The sequence below is a fragment of the Niallia sp. FSL R7-0648 genome, assembly GCF_038007005.1.
GTDB lineage: Bacteria > Bacillota > Bacilli > Bacillales > Cytobacillaceae > Niallia > Niallia circulans.
Genome location: NZ_JBBOWE010000001.1, coordinates 2,722,874 through 2,742,855 on the forward strand (window position 1 = coordinate 2,722,874; position 19,982 = coordinate 2,742,855).

Sequence of the window (19,982 nt, forward strand, 5' to 3'; positions counted from 1 at the left end):
CAACAAATAACTATTTGTTGAAGATTTAATTTTTATCAGATAGCTTTTATTCTCTAACCTATTATAGCGCTCCAGATTTTCGGGATAAAGATGATTCCGCCAATCACAATCGAAAGAATTGCTGCGACAAAAACAGCACCAGCAGCTATGTCCTTTGCCTCTTTTGCCAATGGATGATATTCACTAGTAACAAGATCCACCACACGTTCTATTGCCGTATTTATCAGTTCTAGGCTAATTACTAATCCAATACAAAAAGCAATTAACATCCATTCCTGTTTAGACAAATCATTTAAAAGGCCCAATACAATAACAAGAATGGTAATAACCAAATGAATTTTTACATTTCTTTCTTGTTTAATAGCAGTTAGTATTCCCAATATCGCTAAACGGAAGGAGGATAATTGACTGTTCTTTCGAATTCTTTTATCTTTGTAATCCGAACTCATCTAAAATATCCTTTTGAAGAGTAAACATCACTTTTTCATCTTCTTCTGTCATATGGTCATATCCTAGTAAGTGCAAAAAGCCATGAACAGATAAAAATCCAAGTTCTCTCATATAAGAATGACCATAATCATTAGCCTGTTCCTCCGCTTTATCGATAGAAATGACAATATCTCCTAACATTCTAGGAAGTCCCTCTCCAACCAATTCCAATTCGCCTTCTCCTAATTCCTCCAGCGCAAAAGAAATAACATCTGTCGGTTGATCCTTTTCTCTATATTCTTTATTTATTTGTTGAATTTGTTCATTATGAACGAAGGTAATGGAAAGCTCAATTTCTCCTTGGAGATTTAGTTTACCGGCCGCAAATTGTAAAAGTTTCTCGATTTTCGCAATCTCACTTTCCTTCACTTTTTCTGTTTCATCAATAAAATCAATTTCTAAATTCATATTCGACTTCCTTTACTTTTTCATTTCTGGATATTCGATTCGTGAATGAAAAATTCCTTTTAACGTTTCACTTAATGTATTTCGAACAATATCTAATTCCTTTAATGTTAAATCACATTCATCCAATTGTCCATCTTGCAAACGGTCAGAAATAATATTCTTAATTAAAGAGTCAATTTGCTCGGTGGTTGGTGCATTTAAACTTCTTACAGCAGCTTCTACACTATCCGCAATTCCTATAATTGCTACCTCACGCGTTTGGGCTTTTGGGCCTGGGTAGCGGTAATCACTTTCTTTTACCTCTCCCCCTTTTTCCTTTGCCTTAAAATAAAAATATTTTAAGAGGGAGGTTCCATGATGCTGTTCAGCAATATCGACGATTTCTTTCGGTAATTTATATTTTCTTAATAACTCAGCTCCATCTGTTGCGTGGGCAATAATGATATTTTTACTGGCCTGGGGAGGAATACGGTCGTGTGGATTTCCCATATTCATTTGATTTTCAATAAAAAAATGCGGCCTTTTTGTTTTCCCGATATCATGATAATAACAACCAACTCTTGCCAATAAACCATTGGCGCCAATCGCTTCACATGCTGATTCCGCTAAATTAGCAACCATCACACTATGATGATACGTACCAGGTGCCTCAGTTAAGATTTTACGTAATAATGGATGGTTAGGATTAGAGAGCTCAATTAACTTAATGGTAGAAAGCACCCCAAACCCGGTTTCAAGGAAAGGCAAGAAACCGATTGTTAAAACAGCTGAACTTATTCCGGAAATAACGGCCAGTAAAAGGAATACACCATATTCTTTTGCACCATAATGTCCGTTTTGTAAATATAAAATCGCTAATATCGTAACAATATTTATAAAAGAAATAAAGAATCCTGCATAAAGAATATTGGTCCGCTGATTTCTTTTATATAAAAATAAAATACTGGCTAAACCACTTGCAATAATATATATACCCATTCCTACATTAAAAGTTCCAGCAACTCCTTCATTAAACATAATCATTCCACAAACCGCAAGAATAATCGTTACTAATAAAGCAGATTTTTCTTCCATTAATATCTTAATTAACATAACCGCCATAGCAGCTGGAAATATATAGCCAATCTCTGTGTATTCAAACTGTTGGAAGGCGCTTATTGTTTTCATTAATACAATCGTTACACTAATTATAAGAAAGAACATTAAATAGAACTGGATATTATTCTCCTTCTCTTTCGATGTTCTTTTAAGTGTATAAAAATAAAGTGCCGCTAGCATCGTCAAGATGATTAAACCTAAACCAATAAATGGCTGAATGGAATTATCGCTATCTAATAATCCAACAAGTTCAAGTTGTCTATGTATCTCTCTACTTATCAGTTGGCCTTCTTCCACAAGAACTTGGCCTTGAAGTACTCTTATTGGCTCCACACCATCAACAGCTTGCTGACGCATTTCTTCTGTCGCAGTAGGATCGTAGAACTCATTTTGAATGATTGCAAATCTTCCTAAATCGATACTTGCACTCTTTAAATCAGAAGTTAAACCATCGTTTACCTTTAAGATATCCTCCACTCTTTTTTTGGCATTCTCCACCTCATCTGAAGGAATCTTACCATTCATTACTGTATGTATAGCTGTTACCGTAATATCTTTTGCGATTTCTAACTGATCTTCCGAATAAGGAATAAGCGATTTTAAAGAGCGGTCCATAATTTCATTCGTTACTTCATTTGTCAGCTTGCCTTTTAGTAATTCAAGCTTCTCGTCAACGGATGGCTCTTTTATTGATTGTTTATTCTTATCTTCCTCTTCTGCTTTCTTTCTTTTTTCTTCCATTTGTTTCTCTACTTCGTTATTTACTTCTGTTACAGAATCAAATATAGAAGATATTAAATCTACACGATTCTGAGCAATTTCTTTATTAACAACATAGACATCCTGTACTTGATTTTTTGCTTCTTCCTTCTTTTTCTCTGTACTCTCTTTATCTTCCACTGTTATGGGTGACCTAATAGTCTGATCCGCTACAGAAAATAACTGTACATTTAATTTTTCCGGCTTTACGTTTCCATAGAGTGTAAAGAATAAAATGACACCAAGTAAAATAAAGAGAATTATTTTAAAAAAGGTAATATTCATTAGTTTTATTAAATTATTACGCATTCTCTGCCAAACGTTCATATTTACCTCCTATTTCAAAAAAATAGGTTCAGTTGCTTATTCTATCATCTTAAACCTATTTTTTAATCCTTAACCTATCTAGATGTAAATTCTCCTTCTGAAAGCTGATTTTCAAGCACTTGTCACTTTCCTCAATAAATCAGTAAAACCACCAATAATTAAAAACAAAAAAATCTGATGATATGTAAAATGATAACAGTTTTTTCGATCGTTTTCATCCTTTTTCGAATATTTCATGTATCCGGAACGTATCCAATCCAATATAGAAAGAAGGACAATATCCTTAAGCTCAAATAAACTTAAGATATTGTCCTTCTTTCTTTTACATAACTTGCTTTCCATATGCATGAATAATTTTTCCGACTAATGGATGTCTCACTACATCGCTTTCTTCTAAATGAACAAAGCCGATCCCATTTACGTTTTGCAGAATTTGTTCTGCAACTACTAATCCTGATTTCACGCCCTTTGGCAGATCTATTTGTGTTTTATCCCCTGTAACCACCATCTTGGATCCAAAACCAAGTCTTGTTAAAAACATTTTCATCTGGGCATGAGTTGTATTCTGTGCTTCGTCTAATATTACAAAAGCATCATCCAGTGTTCTCCCGCGCATATAGGCAAGTGGAGCTACTTCAATCGTATTTCTTTCAATCAAACGAGCAGTATGCTCCATACCAAGCACATCATGCAATGCATCATATAACGGGCGTAAATATGGATCTACTTTTTCTTTCAAATCCCCTGGCAAAAAACCTAAACTTTCCCCCGCTTCCACTGCAGGTCTTGTTAAAATAATTCTATTTACTTTCCCGCTCTTTAAAGCATTTACCGCCATCACAACGGCTAAATAAGTCTTACCTGTTCCTGCAGGCCCAATCCCAAAAACTAGATCATTTCTTCTAATAGTGCGTATATACTCACTTTGGCCGATCGTTTTTACTCTAATTGATTTTCCTTTAATCGTTTTCGCTATTTCTTCATCGTATAGTGACCCAAAATATTCAAGCGTTCCTTTCTTTGCCAGTGAGATCGCATATACCACATCTCGTTGACTGATGGAAACACCCTTTCGGATTACTTGTAAAAGTTTATCAACAATATCCCCAACGAGCTCTATTGAATCAGGATTCTCAGAAGAAACAAGCAGCGTTTCTCCTCTCGTTACGATGTTACAATCTAATTCTTTTTCAAGCACTTGCAGATTGCTATCTCCATTACCAAGTAAAGCAATTGCTTCGTTTGGATCTTTCAACTTTACATTCATCGTTTTTAAATCTTCTGTCATTCTGTATCTCCTTGAGTTAGAGGTTGTGCTTTCGCAATGTTTTCTATTGTTGTAAAAGCTATATTTAATTTAACTTTACCATTCTTTATATCTTGTTGTAAAATTTTTTCCTCCTTAATTTTCCCATCTTCACCAATTCGTTTCATAATATCCTTTCTCGCATCCTCCTTCCCCTTCTCGATAGCATCCTTCTCACTATATCCTCTTATTACAATCTCTTTTTCCCGATATGTTTTATTTACAATCTTAATTGGCAATTCCCATTTAAAGAACTTAACGTTTGACTCATTCTCCTCTTCCTCATATTCCTTATACTCTATTTTGCCAAATCCCCATACAGGAATACTCCACTTACCAAGCTTCATATAAATTTTTTGCTTTTCCGCTCCATTAAATACTTGGAAAGTTGTTTCCAAAGGAACAGTCACTTTTGTCGTATACCACACTTCTCCCCATACTTTCCCTTTAGCAGATACACTCTTCACACGATCTTCATTTCCTATTTTGCCTGCAACTAACAATTGTCCTTTTCTCACAACCTCATTGATGGCATAGCGTTTTGTACCAGATTCCACAAAATCTGTTACAATTGTCGCTTTCTTCGTTGCTATTAAATTTTGCGGGCCCGCTTCTTTCTTTTTCTTCGGCTCGTTTTTTTCAACCACCTGGAAATGATAAGTTGTCCCTTTTAACTCCACACCAATCCATGTAATCGCATCAATATTATTTGTTAATTCTGCCTGAATTTCATCTAATTCCTTCGCAAAAAACTGCGATTTACCAATTTTTATGTCCATCTTATCCAGCTGCTTACGAATTTGATATTCAGTCGCAGGATTTGCTCCCTTGATTTCTATTCCCCAGACCATATTAGATAAAGTGAGAACTAGTCCTAAAAAAAGGAATAATCCGAGTACAAAACCGCTATTTTTCCACATTCTTTTATATAGAAACGGAGCTCCAGCTCGGCGCTGAAACTCTATTTTTATACCGCTTCCTCTAACTAAATGACGAAGAGAATGGATATTCTTTAGACTAATCTGAAAGGTTACAGCTTGCGGTCCGTGCTTCTTTACGTTCCAAACAGACATACCATTTTTTAATAACTTATTTAAAAACCTTTCTAAACCTTTGCCTGTTGCTTTCACTGTAATAATCCCTGTTAAATATTCTATCCAATGATTTTTCATAATTTCCTCCCAAATCATTCATTTATGTATAAAACTTGATCTATTTTCCCTTCTAATAATATTTCCTCTGGTAAAATTGTCTTAATAACAAACCCTTTTCCTTTAATCAACAGCTGCCCTTGTTTTAAAAGCAATCGCAATTCTTTATCTGAAAAGGTTATTAACCCTCGGTGGTTCTCTACATAAATATGTATTTGTCCAATCATTGTAATTCTAGGTAAGTCCATCATGACATCTTGAGGAAGTTCTAAGTTTTTTATCATCCAGTTCCGCAAGTTGTGTCCCCATTTTTTAGCCATAAAAAAAGAACCCCCTTTCCTCTCTTTTATGAGATTCTCTGTATAGACAGTACGCTTTCTTACACTTACTATCATCATATTCACGGAGTCCTACATTATGCTAAGAAAAACTTTTACGACACGCATTCGTGGAGATTTTCTTTAAATATCCTTTTATACAAAAAAAGAGCTATTATCTAGCAAATCACTTCTCCAAAGAGAAATAACGCTTGATAATAACTCTCTATGTTTTTATTTTCTGCTTGTTACGCTGTGTTGCATAGAAGCTCGATGTGGATTTCTTGAACGAGGCGAAGCTAATACTTCCGAAAACACTACCGCCTGAACAATATTATCCTTTGTAAATAAGCCTTCAGATTCTTCCAGAGGTTGATTCTTATTTATAATTGGTCCTTGAACGACTCGATTTCGTTGTTTTTCCATCATATTAATCTTCTTTTGTAAACTTGCATTTTCCCTTTGCAGCCTTTCCAGCTCAGAAAGTGGTTTTTCAACCTGCACCACTTTTTTAGACTTTACAGGGACAGTCATAACTTGTCTTTCTCTCTCCACTTCTGCATTTACTTGTTTTGGCACCTGTGGTCTCTTTGGTTTGGGCGCCGGCTTTTTTTTACTATTATCAAAAACAGAAGAGAAGAGAAAAACTACAACCGCAATTATTATTGGAACAATTTCCAAATCTTTTCCCTCCCTTTCTTAAAGTTTACTCATTATCACCTTTATTTTTCTGGTCATCTGTTAATTTACCGATTGAGCCTCTCATTTCTGTATCAGCCGTGATATTTTGTAAATTCATATAGTCCATTACTCCAATATTGCCTGAACGCAACGCATCAGACATAGCCATAGGAACTTCCGCTTCTGCTTCGACAACCTTCGCACGCATTTCTTGAACTTTTGCTTTCATCTCTTGTTCTTGGGCAACAGCCATCGCTCTACGCTCTTCCGCTTTTGCTTGAGCGATTTTCTTATCTGCTTCTGCTTGCTCTGTTTGTAATTCAGCGCCAATGTTTTTACCGATATCTACATCCGCAATATCAATCGATAGAATTTCAAAAGCTGTACCAGCATCTAACCCTTTAGCTAAAACTGTTTGAGAAATCATATCTGGATTTTCTAATACTTTTTTATGATTATCAGAAGAACCAATTGTCGAAACAATCCCTTCCCCAACTCTGGCTACGACTGTTTCTTCTCCAGCTCCCCCTACTAGTCTCTCAATATTGGCACGCACTGTAATTCTTGCTTTTGCTTTTACTTCAATACCATCCATCGCTACACCAGCAATAAAAGGTGTCTCAATTACTTTAGGATTTACACTCATTTGCACTGCTTCTAATACATCACGTCCTGCTAAATCAATTGCAGCACATCTTTCAAATGATAGCTCAATATTGGCACGATGGGCAGCAATCAGCGCATTTACTACCCTATCAACATTACCACCAGCAAGATAATGACTTTCTAATTGATTGATTGTTACATTTAATCCCGCTTTATGGGCTTTAATCAACGGATTTACAACACGACTTGGTATAACCCTTCTTAAACGCATCCCTACTAATGTGAAAATGCTAATTCTCACTCCTGCTGCTAAAGCAGAAATCCAGAGCATTACTGGCACAAATGTTAATAGCACCCCTAATAAAATAATTGCCAATACTACAACAATAATCCAAAATATTTCAAATCCGCCTACTAGCATTACTCATCCTCCTTTTGTATATCTATCGTTAGTATTTCCCTTACAACAATTCTTGAACCTTCTGCTTTTACTACTTTTACTTTCTTGCCCTTATCAATAAAACTTCCATCACTCACCACATCGATTCTTTCATCCTCAATAAGTATGACTCCGGCAGGACGTAAGGCAGTTAAGGTAACTCCTGTTTTCTCCATCAAATCATTGCGGTTCTGATTAGAAACATACCCACTTTCTGTATTGGTTGAGTCTGTTAAAATTATTTTTTTAAAGAATTTCATTTTTCTACCAAACACCTTTACTAATAAGATAGATGCTATAATGGAAACCCCTATTGCGATTGCTAGACTTATCCCGATGACCGCAATATCTCCACTTGCAAGAAACATGCTAGCAATGACAGAAACAATCCCAATTGCTCCAGCTATTCCACCGACGACAAAGAACTCCAGTATAATCAAAAGGATTCCAATCACAAAGAGAATGAGACTTTCGTATCCCGCAAGTCCTGCAACTAGATGCCCATAGAAAAAGAGCAATAAAGCAGAAATTCCCGCTATTCCCGGCAGTCCAAACCCAGGTGAATATAATTCGATGATTAATCCCAAACTTCCAATTGATAATAATATAGGAATGATAATAGGATTTGTTACAAACCTTGCAATTTTCACTGCAAAGCTTTCATCAACCTTTTCTATCTTTGCGTTCTGTATCCCTAAATGATCTAGCACATCCTCTAAACTATTTACCGTACCATTGGAATAGTTTATTTCTTCTGCTTCAGATGAAGTTAAAGTTAAAAACTTGCCAGCTTCCTTCATACCTGGAATGGAAATAGATTTATCTGCCATCGCCATTGCATAAAGTGGATCTCTTCCTGTTTTTTCTGCTGCCCCTTTCATGGCAGAAATCCAGTAAGACTGAGCCTTTTCATCTGCTGCATTCCCTTGTCCGTCTATCACCCCAGAGGATCCTATTCTGCCTCCCTCCACCATATAGATTTCATCGGTATTTAATGCAATATAGGAACCAGCAGAAATGGCATCTTGGTTAATAAAAGTAACCGTTTTTATGTCAGTTTCTGCAATTCTCTTTCCTATTTCAATAGCAGCAGATATATCTCCACCAGGTGTATGCATATCAAAGACTATCGCACTAGCCTGATTTTCTTCTGCTTCGGTAATTGCCCGATCTACAAACTGACTTAAACCTTTTTCAACCGTATCCTTTATTGGCACTACATATACTTTTTCTTCATTATTAGCGTAAATGATACTAGGAATGAAGGATAGAAAAAAAATAAAAAGAAGAGGGATCAACAATATTTTCTTTTGTCTTCTCAAATTTTCCCTCCTTTCCAAATGGTAATAGAAAAATGTTATGGCTATGTATACGTTTAACTAAATAAAAAGTTTCATTTTTTTTAATTTTTATTTAATTAATAATTTCTATCGTTTAAATCGAGAAAAACAAAGGACAAAATATGGTCCTGCAAAGGAAATTAACAGATCTAACTATATTTAATAAAAATCATCTAATTTTATTATATGTTATATTAGAAATGGATAAAACAGAAAATCTTTTAACTATGTAAAAAGGCTGCAGATATAATCTGCAGCCTTTAAAACATAAACTTATTTATGAAAGGTGTTGTTGTACAAGTTTATTTACTAGTGAACCGTCTGCTTTTCCTTTTACTTTAGGCATTAAAGCAGCCATCACTTTTCCCATTTCTTTCTTTGAAGAAGCTCCAGTATCAGCGATTGCTTGTTTCACAATCTCTGCTAGCTCCTCTTCTGAAAGTTGTTCTGGCATATATATTTCAACATGTTTTAACTCCGCACGTATTTTGTCAACAAGATCTTCACGACCTGCTTTCTCAAACTCATGGAGGGAGTCTTTGCGTTGTTTTACTTCGCGAGAAAGGACAGATAACTCGTCTTCTTCAGAAAGATCTCTACCAAGCTTAATACTTTCATTCTGAATGGCAGCCTTAATCATTCGAATTACAACTAGTTTATCTTTTTCTTTGTTTTTCATCGCTTGCTTCATATCATTATTTAAGCGTTCGAGAAGACTCAATTTTGCTACACCCTCTCTTAGAACTTACGTTTTCTTGCTGCTTCTGATTTTTTCTTACGTTTCACACTTGGTTTCTCGTAGAATTCGCGCTTTCTAGCTTCCTGCAAAGTACCAGTTTTTGATACTGAACGTTTGAAGCGACGAAGAGCATCTTCAAGCGATTCGTTTTTACGAACGACGGTTTTAGACATTCTCTTTCCCTCCCTCCGAACACAACACACTAACATCAACATGGTTTCCATGTACCTTGACATTATAATATATCAAAGTTACAAGGTCAACTGTATTTGACCTTGTTAGACAAATTGTTTTAAAAAAACGTAAAAAAAAGGTGTTTTATACAAGGAATTAGCCTTTTTCTCCCTCCGATCCCTTCTCTTTTTGTATTTTTCCCTCTAGTCATGTTTTTAAACACCCTGTCAAATCTAGTATAAGAAGCTAGTTTTGTCATCATTAATTAGCTAAAAATGACATGTCCACCTTCTTTATTTCATATAGTTCTAATAAGGAGGAAGCCTAGAATGATTTATCTTATACTTTTTATTATCCTTATCCTTTTATTTATTTATGGGATGACTCTCTTACGGACAGGTTTATTTAATTTATCTTCTCAATCATTAAAAAACTCGCTCGAAAAATTAACAGATAAGCCATGGAAGGGGTTAATTGTTTCCATCATTATTACAGCACTTCTTCAAAGCAGCGCTGCCGTTATGGTTTTAACGATTGGACTAATTTCAGCAAGAGTCTTAACCTTTCCTCAATCTATCGGGATTATTTTAGGAACAAATATCGGAACCACCTTCACAACTGAATTTATTACGTTTAACATGAATAATTATCTACTTCCGCTTGCCATCCTAGGTGTGCTCTTGATCATCATTAACAAATATCAATTAAGAAGTATCGGCTTCATTTTATTCGGTATGTCGATTGTCTTTACAACAATGCGAGGTTTTAAATATTTTGCTGGGATGATGGAACATCATCCTGCTCTAAATTCGTTTTTCCTTTCATTAGCAGACCGTCCTTTCATCGCCCTTGTAGTCGGCATTATTATAACTGCCCTAATCCAATCAAGTACAGCGACAATTGGTATTATAATGGGCTTTTTATCAGCAGGATTGCTTCCGATTGAAATTGCTATAGCCATTATGTTGGGATCTAATATTGGTTCCTGTATAACTTCTTTTTTAGCATCAATAGGAACAGAAAAAAGTGCAAAACTTTGTGCTTATGCCCATATTTGGTTAAATATTGGAGGGGTCATTTTGTTTTATCCGTTTATCAATGATTTAGCTGCTATTGTCAAAAATATGACAGCAGAAATGGATGTTCAATTAGCTCATGCAAGTCTGTTATTTAATGTTCTATCTTCGCTCCTAGTTCTCCCCTTTGCGGAGCGCTTTGGCAAATTGATTATGCGATTACACAGCTGATGGATTGGGGTGAAATGCTATAAAAGGCTGCAAACATGGATATATGTCTGCAGCCCTTTTTTACATAACCTTCAATAAATCATATTGTGATTGATATAAATGATAATACAATCCTTTTTGTGCCATTAACTCATCATGTGTGCCTTTTTCTGCAACTCTCCCACCATCCACATAAAATATTTGACTACTATTTTTAATTGTTGATAGACGATGGGCAATGATGAAGGATGTCCTTCCTTTTAACAATTCAGTAATTCCTTCTTGGAGAAGTTCTTCCGTCTTTGTATCAATGCTGCTGGTTGCCTCGTCTAATATCAATATTTTAGGATTAGCCAAGAGGGCTCTTGCGAAAGATATTAACTGCCTTTGTCCCGCTGATAAAGTACTACCTCTTTCTTCTACAACAGTATGATATCCATCCTTTAAGTCTTTTATAAAGTCATGTGCTCTAACAATTTTAGCTGCGGTAATCACTTCTTCTTCCGTTGCATCTAGCTTCCCATAGCGAATATTATCTAGAATGGTTCCAGAAAATACAAAGGTATCTTGAAGCATCACACCCATTTGCGACCGTAAAGATTTTAATGTTACATCTCTTACATCAATCCCATCAATTTTGACACTGCCTTCATTTACATCATAAAACCTACTTAACAAATTTATAATAGTAGATTTACCTGCACCTGTGGGGCCGACTAAGGCGATACTCTGACCTGCATTAATATGAAAACTGACATCACTAAGTATGTTTTTCCCTTCTTCATAACGGAAGGTAACTCGTTCAAAGGTGACATTCCCTTTAATCGTTGGCATTGGGATTGCTTTTGGCTGATCCTTAATATCTGGTTCAACATCCAGAGTTTCAAAAATACGTTCCAAATAAGCAGAAGCAGTGATAAGCGCATTATAGAAGTTCCCCATATTAATAACTGGGTTCCAGAAATTATTGACATAGCCAATAAACGCTACAAGTGTACCTGTACTAACATCTACCCCAATTTGCCGTATTCCTACGAAGTAAATTAAACTTGTTGTTAAAACAGAGATATTTTGAACACCTGGCCATAGAAGAAACTGGATTGAAACTGCCTTAAGCCAAGATGTTCGGGTTTCATTGCTTACTTCATCAAAAATTTCAAAATTCTCTTCTTCCCTTGCAAAGGATTGCGTAATTTTTATGCCGGCAATACTTTCATGAATATAGGCATTCATATTAGATTGTTTATTGCTTAACACTTGATACGCTTTTCTCTGCATATTTTTGATTACCCATACTAATACTCCTAAAATCGGCAGAAGTGCTAAACTATATAATGTTAGTTTTGCGTCGATGGCAAACATAAACATTAACGTTATAATTACACTGATGATATCAGAGATCAGGTTTATCAGCCCATTACTTAATAGATCACTTAATGTATTTATATAATTAACGACTCTGATTAAGATTTTCCCATGAGGGCGATTATCAAAATAGGAAAAGGGCAGCTTCTGTAAGTGCTGAAAAATATCTAAACGCATATCCTTTAGAATATTTTGACCAATCTGAGTAATCCATTGAATGCGATACCGCATACATATACCAATTACAAATAGAGAAAGAACAAATAAAATACTAATCCCGATTAATAATGGAATATTTTTATCTGGGATAATTTCATCAATTGCTATTTTTGTAAAAAACGGACCGAGCATTCCTGCCACGTTGGCTGTTAAGATGATTAGCAATGTAATAAACAATGCCTTCTTATAAGGTTTAATATAAGCACCGATTCGTTTATAGTGACTCCAGTTAAATTCGGTCTCTAATTCTTCGTCGACATTAAATTTATTACGGGCCAATGGCTGCTCCTCCTTCTTCCTGCTCTACTAATCCTAATTGTCTTCTATACACATCGTAATACATCCCTTTTTTCGCAACAAGTTCTGTATGCGTCCCTTGTTCTTTCACTTCCCCTTTATCAAGAACTAAAATAAAGTCTGCATCCCTTACAGATGAAATACGGTGTGCAATTATGAAGGTTGTTTTATCTTGTGTCAACTGATTTAATTCCTTTTGGATTTTACTTTCTGTTTCCATATCTACAGCTGATGTTGTATCATCCAATATCAAGATAGATGGATCCTTCGCTAATGCTCTTGCTAAGGAGATCCTTTGCTTTTGACCACCAGATAATCCCACTCCGCGCTCTCCTACGATTGTATCGTATCCCTCCGGCATTTTAACGATAAAGTTATGGGCGTCGGCAATTGCTGCCACGCGTTGAATTTGCTCCATGTTTAAATATGGTTTTCCAAAGGAGATATTTTCCTCAATAGTATTTGAAAATAAAAAAATGTCTTGCATAACCATCGAAATTTGATCGCGAAGCTTCCTCACTGGCCATTCTTTTGCATTTATTTGATCAATTAATACTTCTCCTTCTGTTGGATCATAGAATCTTGCAATTAAATTAACAAGCGTTGATTTACCAGATCCAGTTTCCCCTAAAATCCCAACAGTTTGCCCCGGTCGGACGGTAAAGGATACATTTTTTAAGATAGGGGTTTCAGGGTCATCGGAAAACGCAAAAGAGACATCTTTAAACGTTACATATCCAGCAATTTTCTTGCCTTTCTTTTTGTCTTCTACCATAATTTGTGGTTCCGTTATTAATAAATTTCTAATTTTTACACAAGATGCATTAAATCGCTGTACATCATTTATCAACCATCCACTCATGCGCATTGGCATATTTAAGAGCCACATAAACCCGTTAAATGCAACCAAGTCACCTATGGACATGTTCCCCTGAATCACAAATAAGCCACCTAATAATAAAGTAATAACAGCTAATACTCCGGCAAATCCGTCCAGCCATGGTAAATACTTTTTAGAAACATTAGCAGAATCAAGGTTACGTTTTCGATAATCATCATTAAAATGATTAAACTTTTCGATTTCATACTCTTCCCGGGAAAATGCCTTAACTACTCGGTTGCCGCTAATATTTTCTTCCACCATGGAATTCAGTCTGGAAAAACTTTCACGGATTTCTAGAAATACTGGATGAGCTGCTTTGGACATTTTTTGTGTAAAAATAAAGATAAACGGTGTAACAGCGAGTAATGCTAACGTTAATTTCCAATCAATGTTCATCATTACGATAATGGCAACGACAAACCAGATAACACATTCAGCGATATTATAGCAGACCCATGAAACGAAATGGCGTATAGCGTCCATATCACCTGTCATTCTCGCCATAATATCTCCTACTCTATTATGATTAAAAAAGTCAAAATCAAGCTCTTGAAGCTTTTTATACATATCTTGTCTTATATCAAACTGTGCGTCTTGACCAACATGTTCGTATAACATTTGGTAGATGTATCGAGTAACGGTTCTGATCAGTGTCGCTCCTATCATCGCTAGTAAAATGGGTACTAAGAGTTGGACTTGATTATTCTCAATGACTTCATCAATCAATCTTCCGCTTAAAATAGGAATAATCACTACAAAGAAAGAATTTGCTAATAAAATCAAGGATGCAACAATTACTTTTTTCTTATTCTTCTTTACGTAACTCCAAATCCATTGGTAATTATTCAATAGGAATCTACACTCTTTCTTTTTTTAATTTGTTTACTTCCAAAATAATATTTCAAAAGATAGCTAAATATACTTTTAAATAAACTTTCAGAGGAGGAGATTTTTATTCCTCCTTAATGATGGATATTTACCTTTAACTGGCTTGGTAAAATTTTTTCACTAAGTAAAATCAATAATATCTCTTAAAACATGTAAGGGCGTGTATACAAGGTTTATATTCATTTTCACTTTCTCTCCCATCCTTGGCATTGTTCTCCAATTATTACAACCAGGCTGCAAATGACTTAATCTTAATCCTCCTTTTTAGCCATGAATGAACGCAATAAATGTGAACGGTTACCATTTTATATTGTTATGCAACATACTATAATAAGAAAAGAGAAAACCTTTTCTTATCACAGATTAATTTTAGTCACGAAGGTTTGACGTAACTAGTACTTAAATTGTATAATTATGGACAAAATTTGACTTGAAAGGAGTACATTGAATGTTATACTATCAATCAAATTACTTTGGACAAAATGGAGATTTTGATCGTATATCAGCATTCAATCCTACCAACCTTCCTCATTTTCATCGCAGCTTGGAACTGGTGATGGTTGATGAAGGCACACTGGAGCTTACCATACAAGATAAATCTTATACTCTCCACGAAGGAGAAAACGCTCTCATTCTTTCGAATCAAATACATAGTTTACAAAGTAATCAGAAAAATCACTCCTGGATTTATGTCTTTTCTCCAGAATTGGTTAATCAATTTTATCAGCTTAGTAAAAACAAAGACTTAATTCATCCAATATTCCAGTTACAGGCTGCCACAAGAGAGATGATAAAGGAGATATTCTTCAACAATAATAGTTCGCTGTTTGCCAAAAAAGGGGTTCTGTACTTAATTTGTGCGGAATTGCTAAATCAAACTTCTTTCAAAGAGGAAACGCGGAGAGATGATTATTTATTACATGATTTACTCAACTATATCCAAAATCATTTTACCGAGGAACTTTCCTTAAAAGATTTATCACAAAAATTTGGATACGATTATTCCTACCTATCAAGATTTTTCACAAAAATACTGCATATACCATTTGTTGATTTTGTAAATGGGCATCGTGTAACGTTAGCCTCTCAATTATTAAAAACAACGGATAGTAAAATTACCGAAATTGCCGATATGGTTGGCTATCGAAACATTCGCAGCTTTAATCGAAACTTCGAAAAAATCATGAACACTACCCCGAGTAATTATCGAAAAATTTATATGGAAAGTTATTAATAAACGCAGCGTTAGATTGACAAAAAAAACCTTAGAACACCTATTTGTTTTCTAAGGTTTTTTTAAAGGATATATTAATAATCACTATTGCTTGTCAAACCATTCACGATTGCAACTCCAGAACTTGCTCCGATTCTAGTAGCTCCAGCAGCAATCATTTTCTCCGTGTCTTCACTGCTGCGTACACCTCCAGAAGCTTTCACACCTATATCTGGTCCAACCGTTTTTCTCATTAATGTAATGTCCTCAACAGTTGCTCCGCCTGTTGAGAAACCTGTTGATGTTTTTACATAGTCAGCTCCTGCTTCTACTGCTAATTTACAAGCAATTTCTTTTTCCTCATTTGTTAGGAGACTAGTTTCAATAATTACTTTCGATAATGCTTTACCTTTTGCCGCATCCACTACCGCTTTAATATCTTCTTTAACTAAATCATAATTTTTATCCTTTAAAGCACCAATATTAATAACCATATCTACTTCTGTTGCCCCATTTTTAATGGCATCTTCTGTTTCAAATGCTTTTGTTGCTGAAGTAGATGCTCCTAAAGGGAAACCGATCACTGTACATACCTTTACCTCTGTTCTATTAAGCAATTCACTTGCAGCTTTGACCCATGTTGGATTTACGCAGACAGAAGCAAATGTGTATTGCTTAGCTTCTTCACAAAGAGTCACAATTTGTTCTTTCGTCGCATCAGCTTTTAATAAAGTGTGATCAATCATTTTAGCAATGTTCATTAAGATTCTCCTTTGATATATGTACTAATTAAAAATATATGCCAAGCTCTTTGAACGAACAAAGAGCTTCCATATTAAAGTTATTAAAATTAATTTTATAAAACAAAAAGGAAACAATTGTAGCTGGCTAAACTTAAGAAACAATCGCAGCTTGATCTTCTACTTCCTCTAAAACACGGACAAATTGTCCTTCATTTACAGGGTAGCCTGCTTTCGTTATTTTGACTTTCACAATTTTCCCAACCATTTCTTCTGTTGCTGGGAAAACTACTTTTAAATAATTGTCTGTATATCCAACATAAAGCTTTCCATTGCCATCTTCTTTGTAGACTTCCTCTGGAATAACTTCTACTACCTCGCCTTCATAGTTAGACGCATATTCCTTTGCTAATTGATCAGAAAGCGAAATTAAACGATGTACTCGTTCGTTCTTTACATCTTCCTCAATTTGGTTATCCATTCGCGCAGCAGGTGTTCCTGTCCGTTTTGAATATGGGAACACATGCAATTCAGAGAATTTATGTTCTTTAATAAAATCATAAGTTTCCATAAACTCTTCTTCTGTCTCTCCTGGGAAACCAACGATTACATCAGAGGTAATGGCCAATCCTGGCAAGGCTTCTTTTAATCTTGTAATTCTTTCGGCAAAGAATTCCATTGTATATTTTCTTCTCATTCTTTTTAAAACAGTATCCGATCCAGATTGAATCGGGATATGAAGATGATTTACAATTATTTTTGATTTATCTAAGACTTCAATCACTTCATCTGTTATTTGGCTTGCTTCGATAGAAGAAATACGAAGGCGCTTTAGACCCTTTACCTGGGATTCTAAATCACGCAGTAAATTAGCTAAGTTATAATCCTTCATATCTGAGCCATATCCACCTGTGTGAATTCCTGTTAATACAATTTCTTTATAACCAGCATTCACTAATTGCTGTGCTTGCTTAATAACCTCTTGCGGATCTCTTGAGCGCATCAATCCCCGTGCCCATGGAATAATACAGAATGTACAAAAATTATTGCATCCTTCTTGGATTTTTAAGGAAGCTCTTGTTCTATCCGTAAAAGCAGGGACATCCATTTCTTCGTACACACGATTTTTCATAATGTTTCCAACAGCATTTATTGGTTGTCTTTCTTCTTTATACTGCGTAATATACTCTAGCATTTTCACGCGATCCTGTGTACCAACTACAATATCAACTCCAGGAATAGCCATAATTTCTGCTGGAGAAGTTTGGGCATAACACCCTGTAACACAAATAACTGCATCTGGATTTTTACGAACTGCACGACGAATTACTTGGCGGCTCTTTTTATCTCCTGTATTTGTAACGGTACATGTATTAATAACATATACATCAGATATATTTTCATATTCTACACGTTCATAGCCTTGTTGTTTAAACAACTGCCAGATCGCTTCGGTTTCATAATGGTTTACTTTACATCCTAAAGTATGAAAAGCAACTGTTGGCATTTTTATCACTCCATCAATTCAAAATGATAAGATACAGCAGACAATAGGTATAATGGTGCAGTCTCTGTTCTTAATATTCTTGGACCAAGTCCGCATGTCACAAAACCATGCTCTTTTAATAATGCTACTTCTGATTCAGTCAGGCCACCTTCTGGGCCGAATACCGCAAGGATAGATTGTCCTTTTGTCATCGATTCCAAGCTTTTCGTTAACACAGACGATTCGCCTTCTCTTGCCTCTTCTTCATAGGCTATTAATTTTACATTATAACCTTCTGAAAGTTTTATCAACTCTTTTATACTAATTGGAGAACTTACTTCTGGTATCATGGTTCGGTGGGATTGTTCTGCTGCTTCTTTTGCAATTTTATTCCAGCGAACTAGTTTTTTTCCACCCTTTTTCTCATCCCATTTAACGACAGAGCGAGCTGCGATGAAAGGGATAAACTTAAAAGCGCCTAATTCTGTTCCTTTTTGGATAATCCATTCCAGCTTATCCCCTTTTGGCAGTCCGCTCACAATAGAAACCGAAATAGGTAATTCTATTTCTCCTTCTAACCATTGTACCACTTTTGCAATGACTTCGTTTTCGGAAATTTTTTCTATTCTGCACCGTGCTGCCTGCTGAAGACTGTTGACACAATATATTTCATCGTCAATATCCATTCGCATCACACGTACAATATGATGATAATCGTCCTCTTGAATAAAAAATGTATCCTCTTCGTTTTTAGCAAAATAACGCTGCAATCGAATTCCTACTTTCTTTTAAGCAATAGAGAAGGAAGAATCGTAAGACGAAACTTCCTTTTTTCCTTTTGAATATACGCTTACTCTTTTAGCTTGTTGCTGTGAAAGTTTTTCTTCTATTAACTCTTTTTCTGAGCGGTAATGCTTACCCAATCTTCCATTTGTACTGTTTCTATTATTTCTAGGCCTGATGCGATAATAGCATCCTTTACTTCTTCTTTTTTCTGAAGAATGATGCCAGAAGCAATAAAGAAACCATCTTTTTGAAGTAAACGATAAACATCATCTGTAAAACGAACAATTACCTCTGCCAAAATATTTGCAACAATTACCTCTGCCTGTTCCTCTATACCACTTAAAAGATTATTTTGACGGACAGATGTTTTCTCATGAACTTTGTTTAATTTAATATTTAATTTAGCAGAACGGACAGCCACTTCATCCAGATCTAAAGCAAGCACAGATTTAGCTCCCAGCATGGCTGCTGCAATACTTAGCACACCAGATCCTGTACCAACATCGATAACCACATCGTCTTTTTTTACTATTCTTTCCAAAGCCTGTATACATAATACAGTTGTCGGATGTGTTCCTGTTCCGAAAGCCATCCCTGGATCCAATTCGATGATTAATTCATCCGTATGGACTGGTGTATAATCCTCCCAGGTAGGTACAATCGTAAATTTCTCAGATATTTTAACAGGATGATAGTATTTCTTCCAAGCTGTTGCCCATTCTTCTTCATTTACTTCCATAATGGAAACTTTATTTAATCCAATATCAATATTAAACAGTACTAAATTATTGATATTTTCTTTAATTGCCTCTACTGTTTCACCAAGAAAACTATTGATTGGTAAATACGCTTTAACTAGAACGCCTTCTTCTGGATAATCATCAGGATTTAGTTGGTAGATTTCGCCGAATTGGTCTTCTCTTTCTTTAATTAATTCAAAGGGATCTTCAATAACTACCCCACTAGCACCTGCTTCATGCAAAATATTTGAAATAGGTTCAATCGCTTCATTTGTCGTATGAATTGTGATTTCTGACCATTTCAT

19 protein-coding genes are annotated in these 19,982 nt (G+C 35.3%); 2 read left to right on the forward strand and 17 right to left on the reverse strand.

The genetic code is table 11. The features are described from left to right. Window positions 1-53 precede the first annotated feature (53 nt). The 11 genes from NSQ89_RS13430 to rpsU form a co-directional block, all read right to left on the reverse strand. Complete coding sequence (locus tag NSQ89_RS13430) at window positions 54-449, reverse strand: diacylglycerol kinase family protein (RefSeq protein ID WP_047941292.1); 396 nt, start codon at window positions 447-449, stop codon at window positions 54-56. Further along, the gene (gene ybeY / locus NSQ89_RS13435; protein ID WP_047941293.1) at window positions 427-897 is read right to left on the reverse strand and encodes an rRNA maturation RNase YbeY; all 471 of its coding nucleotides are present in this window, start codon (window positions 895-897) and stop codon (window positions 427-429) included. The genes NSQ89_RS13430 and ybeY overlap by 23 nt, the downstream gene beginning before the upstream one ends. A 12-nt stretch (window positions 898-909) precedes the next feature. Then, window positions 910-3,081, reverse strand: coding sequence for an HD family phosphohydrolase (locus tag NSQ89_RS13440; RefSeq protein ID WP_047941294.1), 2,172 nt, complete (start codon window positions 3,079-3,081; stop codon window positions 910-912). Between the two features lie 322 nt (window positions 3,082-3,403). Then, window positions 3,404-4,369, reverse strand: coding sequence for a PhoH family protein (locus NSQ89_RS13445; protein ID WP_047941296.1), 966 nt, complete (start codon window positions 4,367-4,369; stop codon window positions 3,404-3,406). Next, window positions 4,366-5,559 carry a sporulation protein YqfD gene (yqfD, locus tag NSQ89_RS13450; RefSeq protein ID WP_047941297.1) on the reverse strand — a complete coding sequence of 398 codons (1,194 nt, stop codon included), beginning with the start codon at window positions 5,557-5,559 and terminating at the stop codon, window positions 4,366-4,368. Before yqfD ends, NSQ89_RS13445 begins: the two co-directional genes overlap by 4 nt. A 14-nt stretch (window positions 5,560-5,573) precedes the next feature. Beyond that, window positions 5,574-5,858 (reverse strand): sporulation protein YqfC, encoded by a 285-nt coding sequence (gene yqfC, locus NSQ89_RS13455; RefSeq protein ID WP_016202973.1) that lies wholly within the window; start codon window positions 5,856-5,858, stop codon window positions 5,574-5,576. Between the two features lie 231 nt (window positions 5,859-6,089). Next, a complete protein-coding gene (locus NSQ89_RS13460; RefSeq protein WP_061798605.1) occupies window positions 6,090-6,536 on the reverse strand; it encodes a hypothetical protein in 447 nt (148 codons plus the stop codon). A 25-nt stretch (window positions 6,537-6,561) separates the two neighbouring features. Continuing rightward, complete coding sequence (gene floA, locus NSQ89_RS13465) at window positions 6,562-7,563, reverse strand: flotillin-like protein FloA (RefSeq protein ID WP_341132773.1); 1,002 nt, start codon at window positions 7,561-7,563, stop codon at window positions 6,562-6,564. Then, the gene (locus NSQ89_RS13470) at window positions 7,563-8,903 is read right to left on the reverse strand and encodes an NfeD family protein (protein WP_061798607.1); all 1,341 of its coding nucleotides are present in this window, start codon (window positions 8,901-8,903) and stop codon (window positions 7,563-7,565) included. The genes floA and NSQ89_RS13470 overlap by 1 nt, the downstream gene beginning before the upstream one ends. A 295-nt stretch (window positions 8,904-9,198) precedes the next feature. After that, entirely contained in the window at window positions 9,199-9,642 is a 444-nt protein-coding gene (locus NSQ89_RS13475) for a GatB/YqeY domain-containing protein (protein ID WP_047941300.1), read from the reverse strand. A gap of 17 nt (window positions 9,643-9,659) precedes the next feature. Then, window positions 9,660-9,833 carry a 30S ribosomal protein S21 gene (rpsU, locus tag NSQ89_RS13480; protein ID WP_003152957.1) on the reverse strand — a complete coding sequence of 58 codons (174 nt, stop codon included), beginning with the start codon at window positions 9,831-9,833 and terminating at the stop codon, window positions 9,660-9,662. A 330-nt stretch (window positions 9,834-10,163) separates the two neighbouring features. On the opposite strand from rpsU, the gene NSQ89_RS13485 reads away from it, so the two are divergent. Further along, window positions 10,164-11,081, forward strand: a complete 918-nt coding sequence (locus NSQ89_RS13485; protein ID WP_047941301.1) for a Na/Pi symporter — start codon at window positions 10,164-10,166, stop codon at window positions 11,079-11,081. A 60-nt stretch (window positions 11,082-11,141) separates the two neighbouring features. Here the strand turns inward: NSQ89_RS13485 and NSQ89_RS13490 are convergent, their stop codons facing one another. Then, the gene (locus NSQ89_RS13490) at window positions 11,142-12,923 is read right to left on the reverse strand and encodes an ABC transporter ATP-binding protein (protein WP_047941302.1); all 1,782 of its coding nucleotides are present in this window, start codon (window positions 12,921-12,923) and stop codon (window positions 11,142-11,144) included. Then, on the reverse strand, window positions 12,913-14,673 hold the full coding sequence (locus NSQ89_RS13495) for an ABC transporter ATP-binding protein (protein ID WP_047941303.1): 1,761 nt from the start codon (window positions 14,671-14,673) through the stop codon (window positions 12,913-12,915). Before NSQ89_RS13495 ends, NSQ89_RS13490 begins: the two co-directional genes overlap by 11 nt. Window positions 14,674-15,160: 487 nt before the next feature. Between NSQ89_RS13495 and NSQ89_RS13500 the strand changes: the two genes are divergently transcribed. Next, window positions 15,161-15,946: an AraC family transcriptional regulator gene (locus NSQ89_RS13500; RefSeq protein ID WP_047941304.1), complete on the forward strand. Its 786-nt coding sequence runs from the start codon at window positions 15,161-15,163 to the stop codon at window positions 15,944-15,946. Window positions 15,947-16,020: 74 nt separating this feature from the next. Here the strand turns inward: NSQ89_RS13500 and deoC are convergent, their stop codons facing one another. The 4 genes from deoC to prmA all read right to left on the reverse strand — a co-directional run bounded on the left by deoC (window position 16,021) and on the right by prmA (window position 19,982). Beyond that, window positions 16,021-16,686 carry a deoxyribose-phosphate aldolase gene (deoC, locus tag NSQ89_RS13505; RefSeq protein ID WP_047941305.1) on the reverse strand — a complete coding sequence of 222 codons (666 nt, stop codon included), beginning with the start codon at window positions 16,684-16,686 and terminating at the stop codon, window positions 16,021-16,023. A gap of 133 nt (window positions 16,687-16,819) precedes the next feature. Beyond that, window positions 16,820-18,172 carry a tRNA (N(6)-L-threonylcarbamoyladenosine(37)-C(2))-methylthiotransferase MtaB gene (gene mtaB / locus NSQ89_RS13510; RefSeq protein ID WP_095258985.1) on the reverse strand — a complete coding sequence of 451 codons (1,353 nt, stop codon included), beginning with the start codon at window positions 18,170-18,172 and terminating at the stop codon, window positions 16,820-16,822. A 5-nt stretch (window positions 18,173-18,177) separates the two neighbouring features. Then, a complete protein-coding gene (locus NSQ89_RS13515; RefSeq protein WP_047941307.1) occupies window positions 18,178-18,921 on the reverse strand; it encodes a 16S rRNA (uracil(1498)-N(3))-methyltransferase in 744 nt (247 codons plus the stop codon). A 119-nt stretch (window positions 18,922-19,040) separates the two neighbouring features. Further along, a complete protein-coding gene (gene prmA, locus NSQ89_RS13520) occupies window positions 19,041-19,982 on the reverse strand; it encodes a 50S ribosomal protein L11 methyltransferase (protein ID WP_047941308.1) in 942 nt (313 codons plus the stop codon).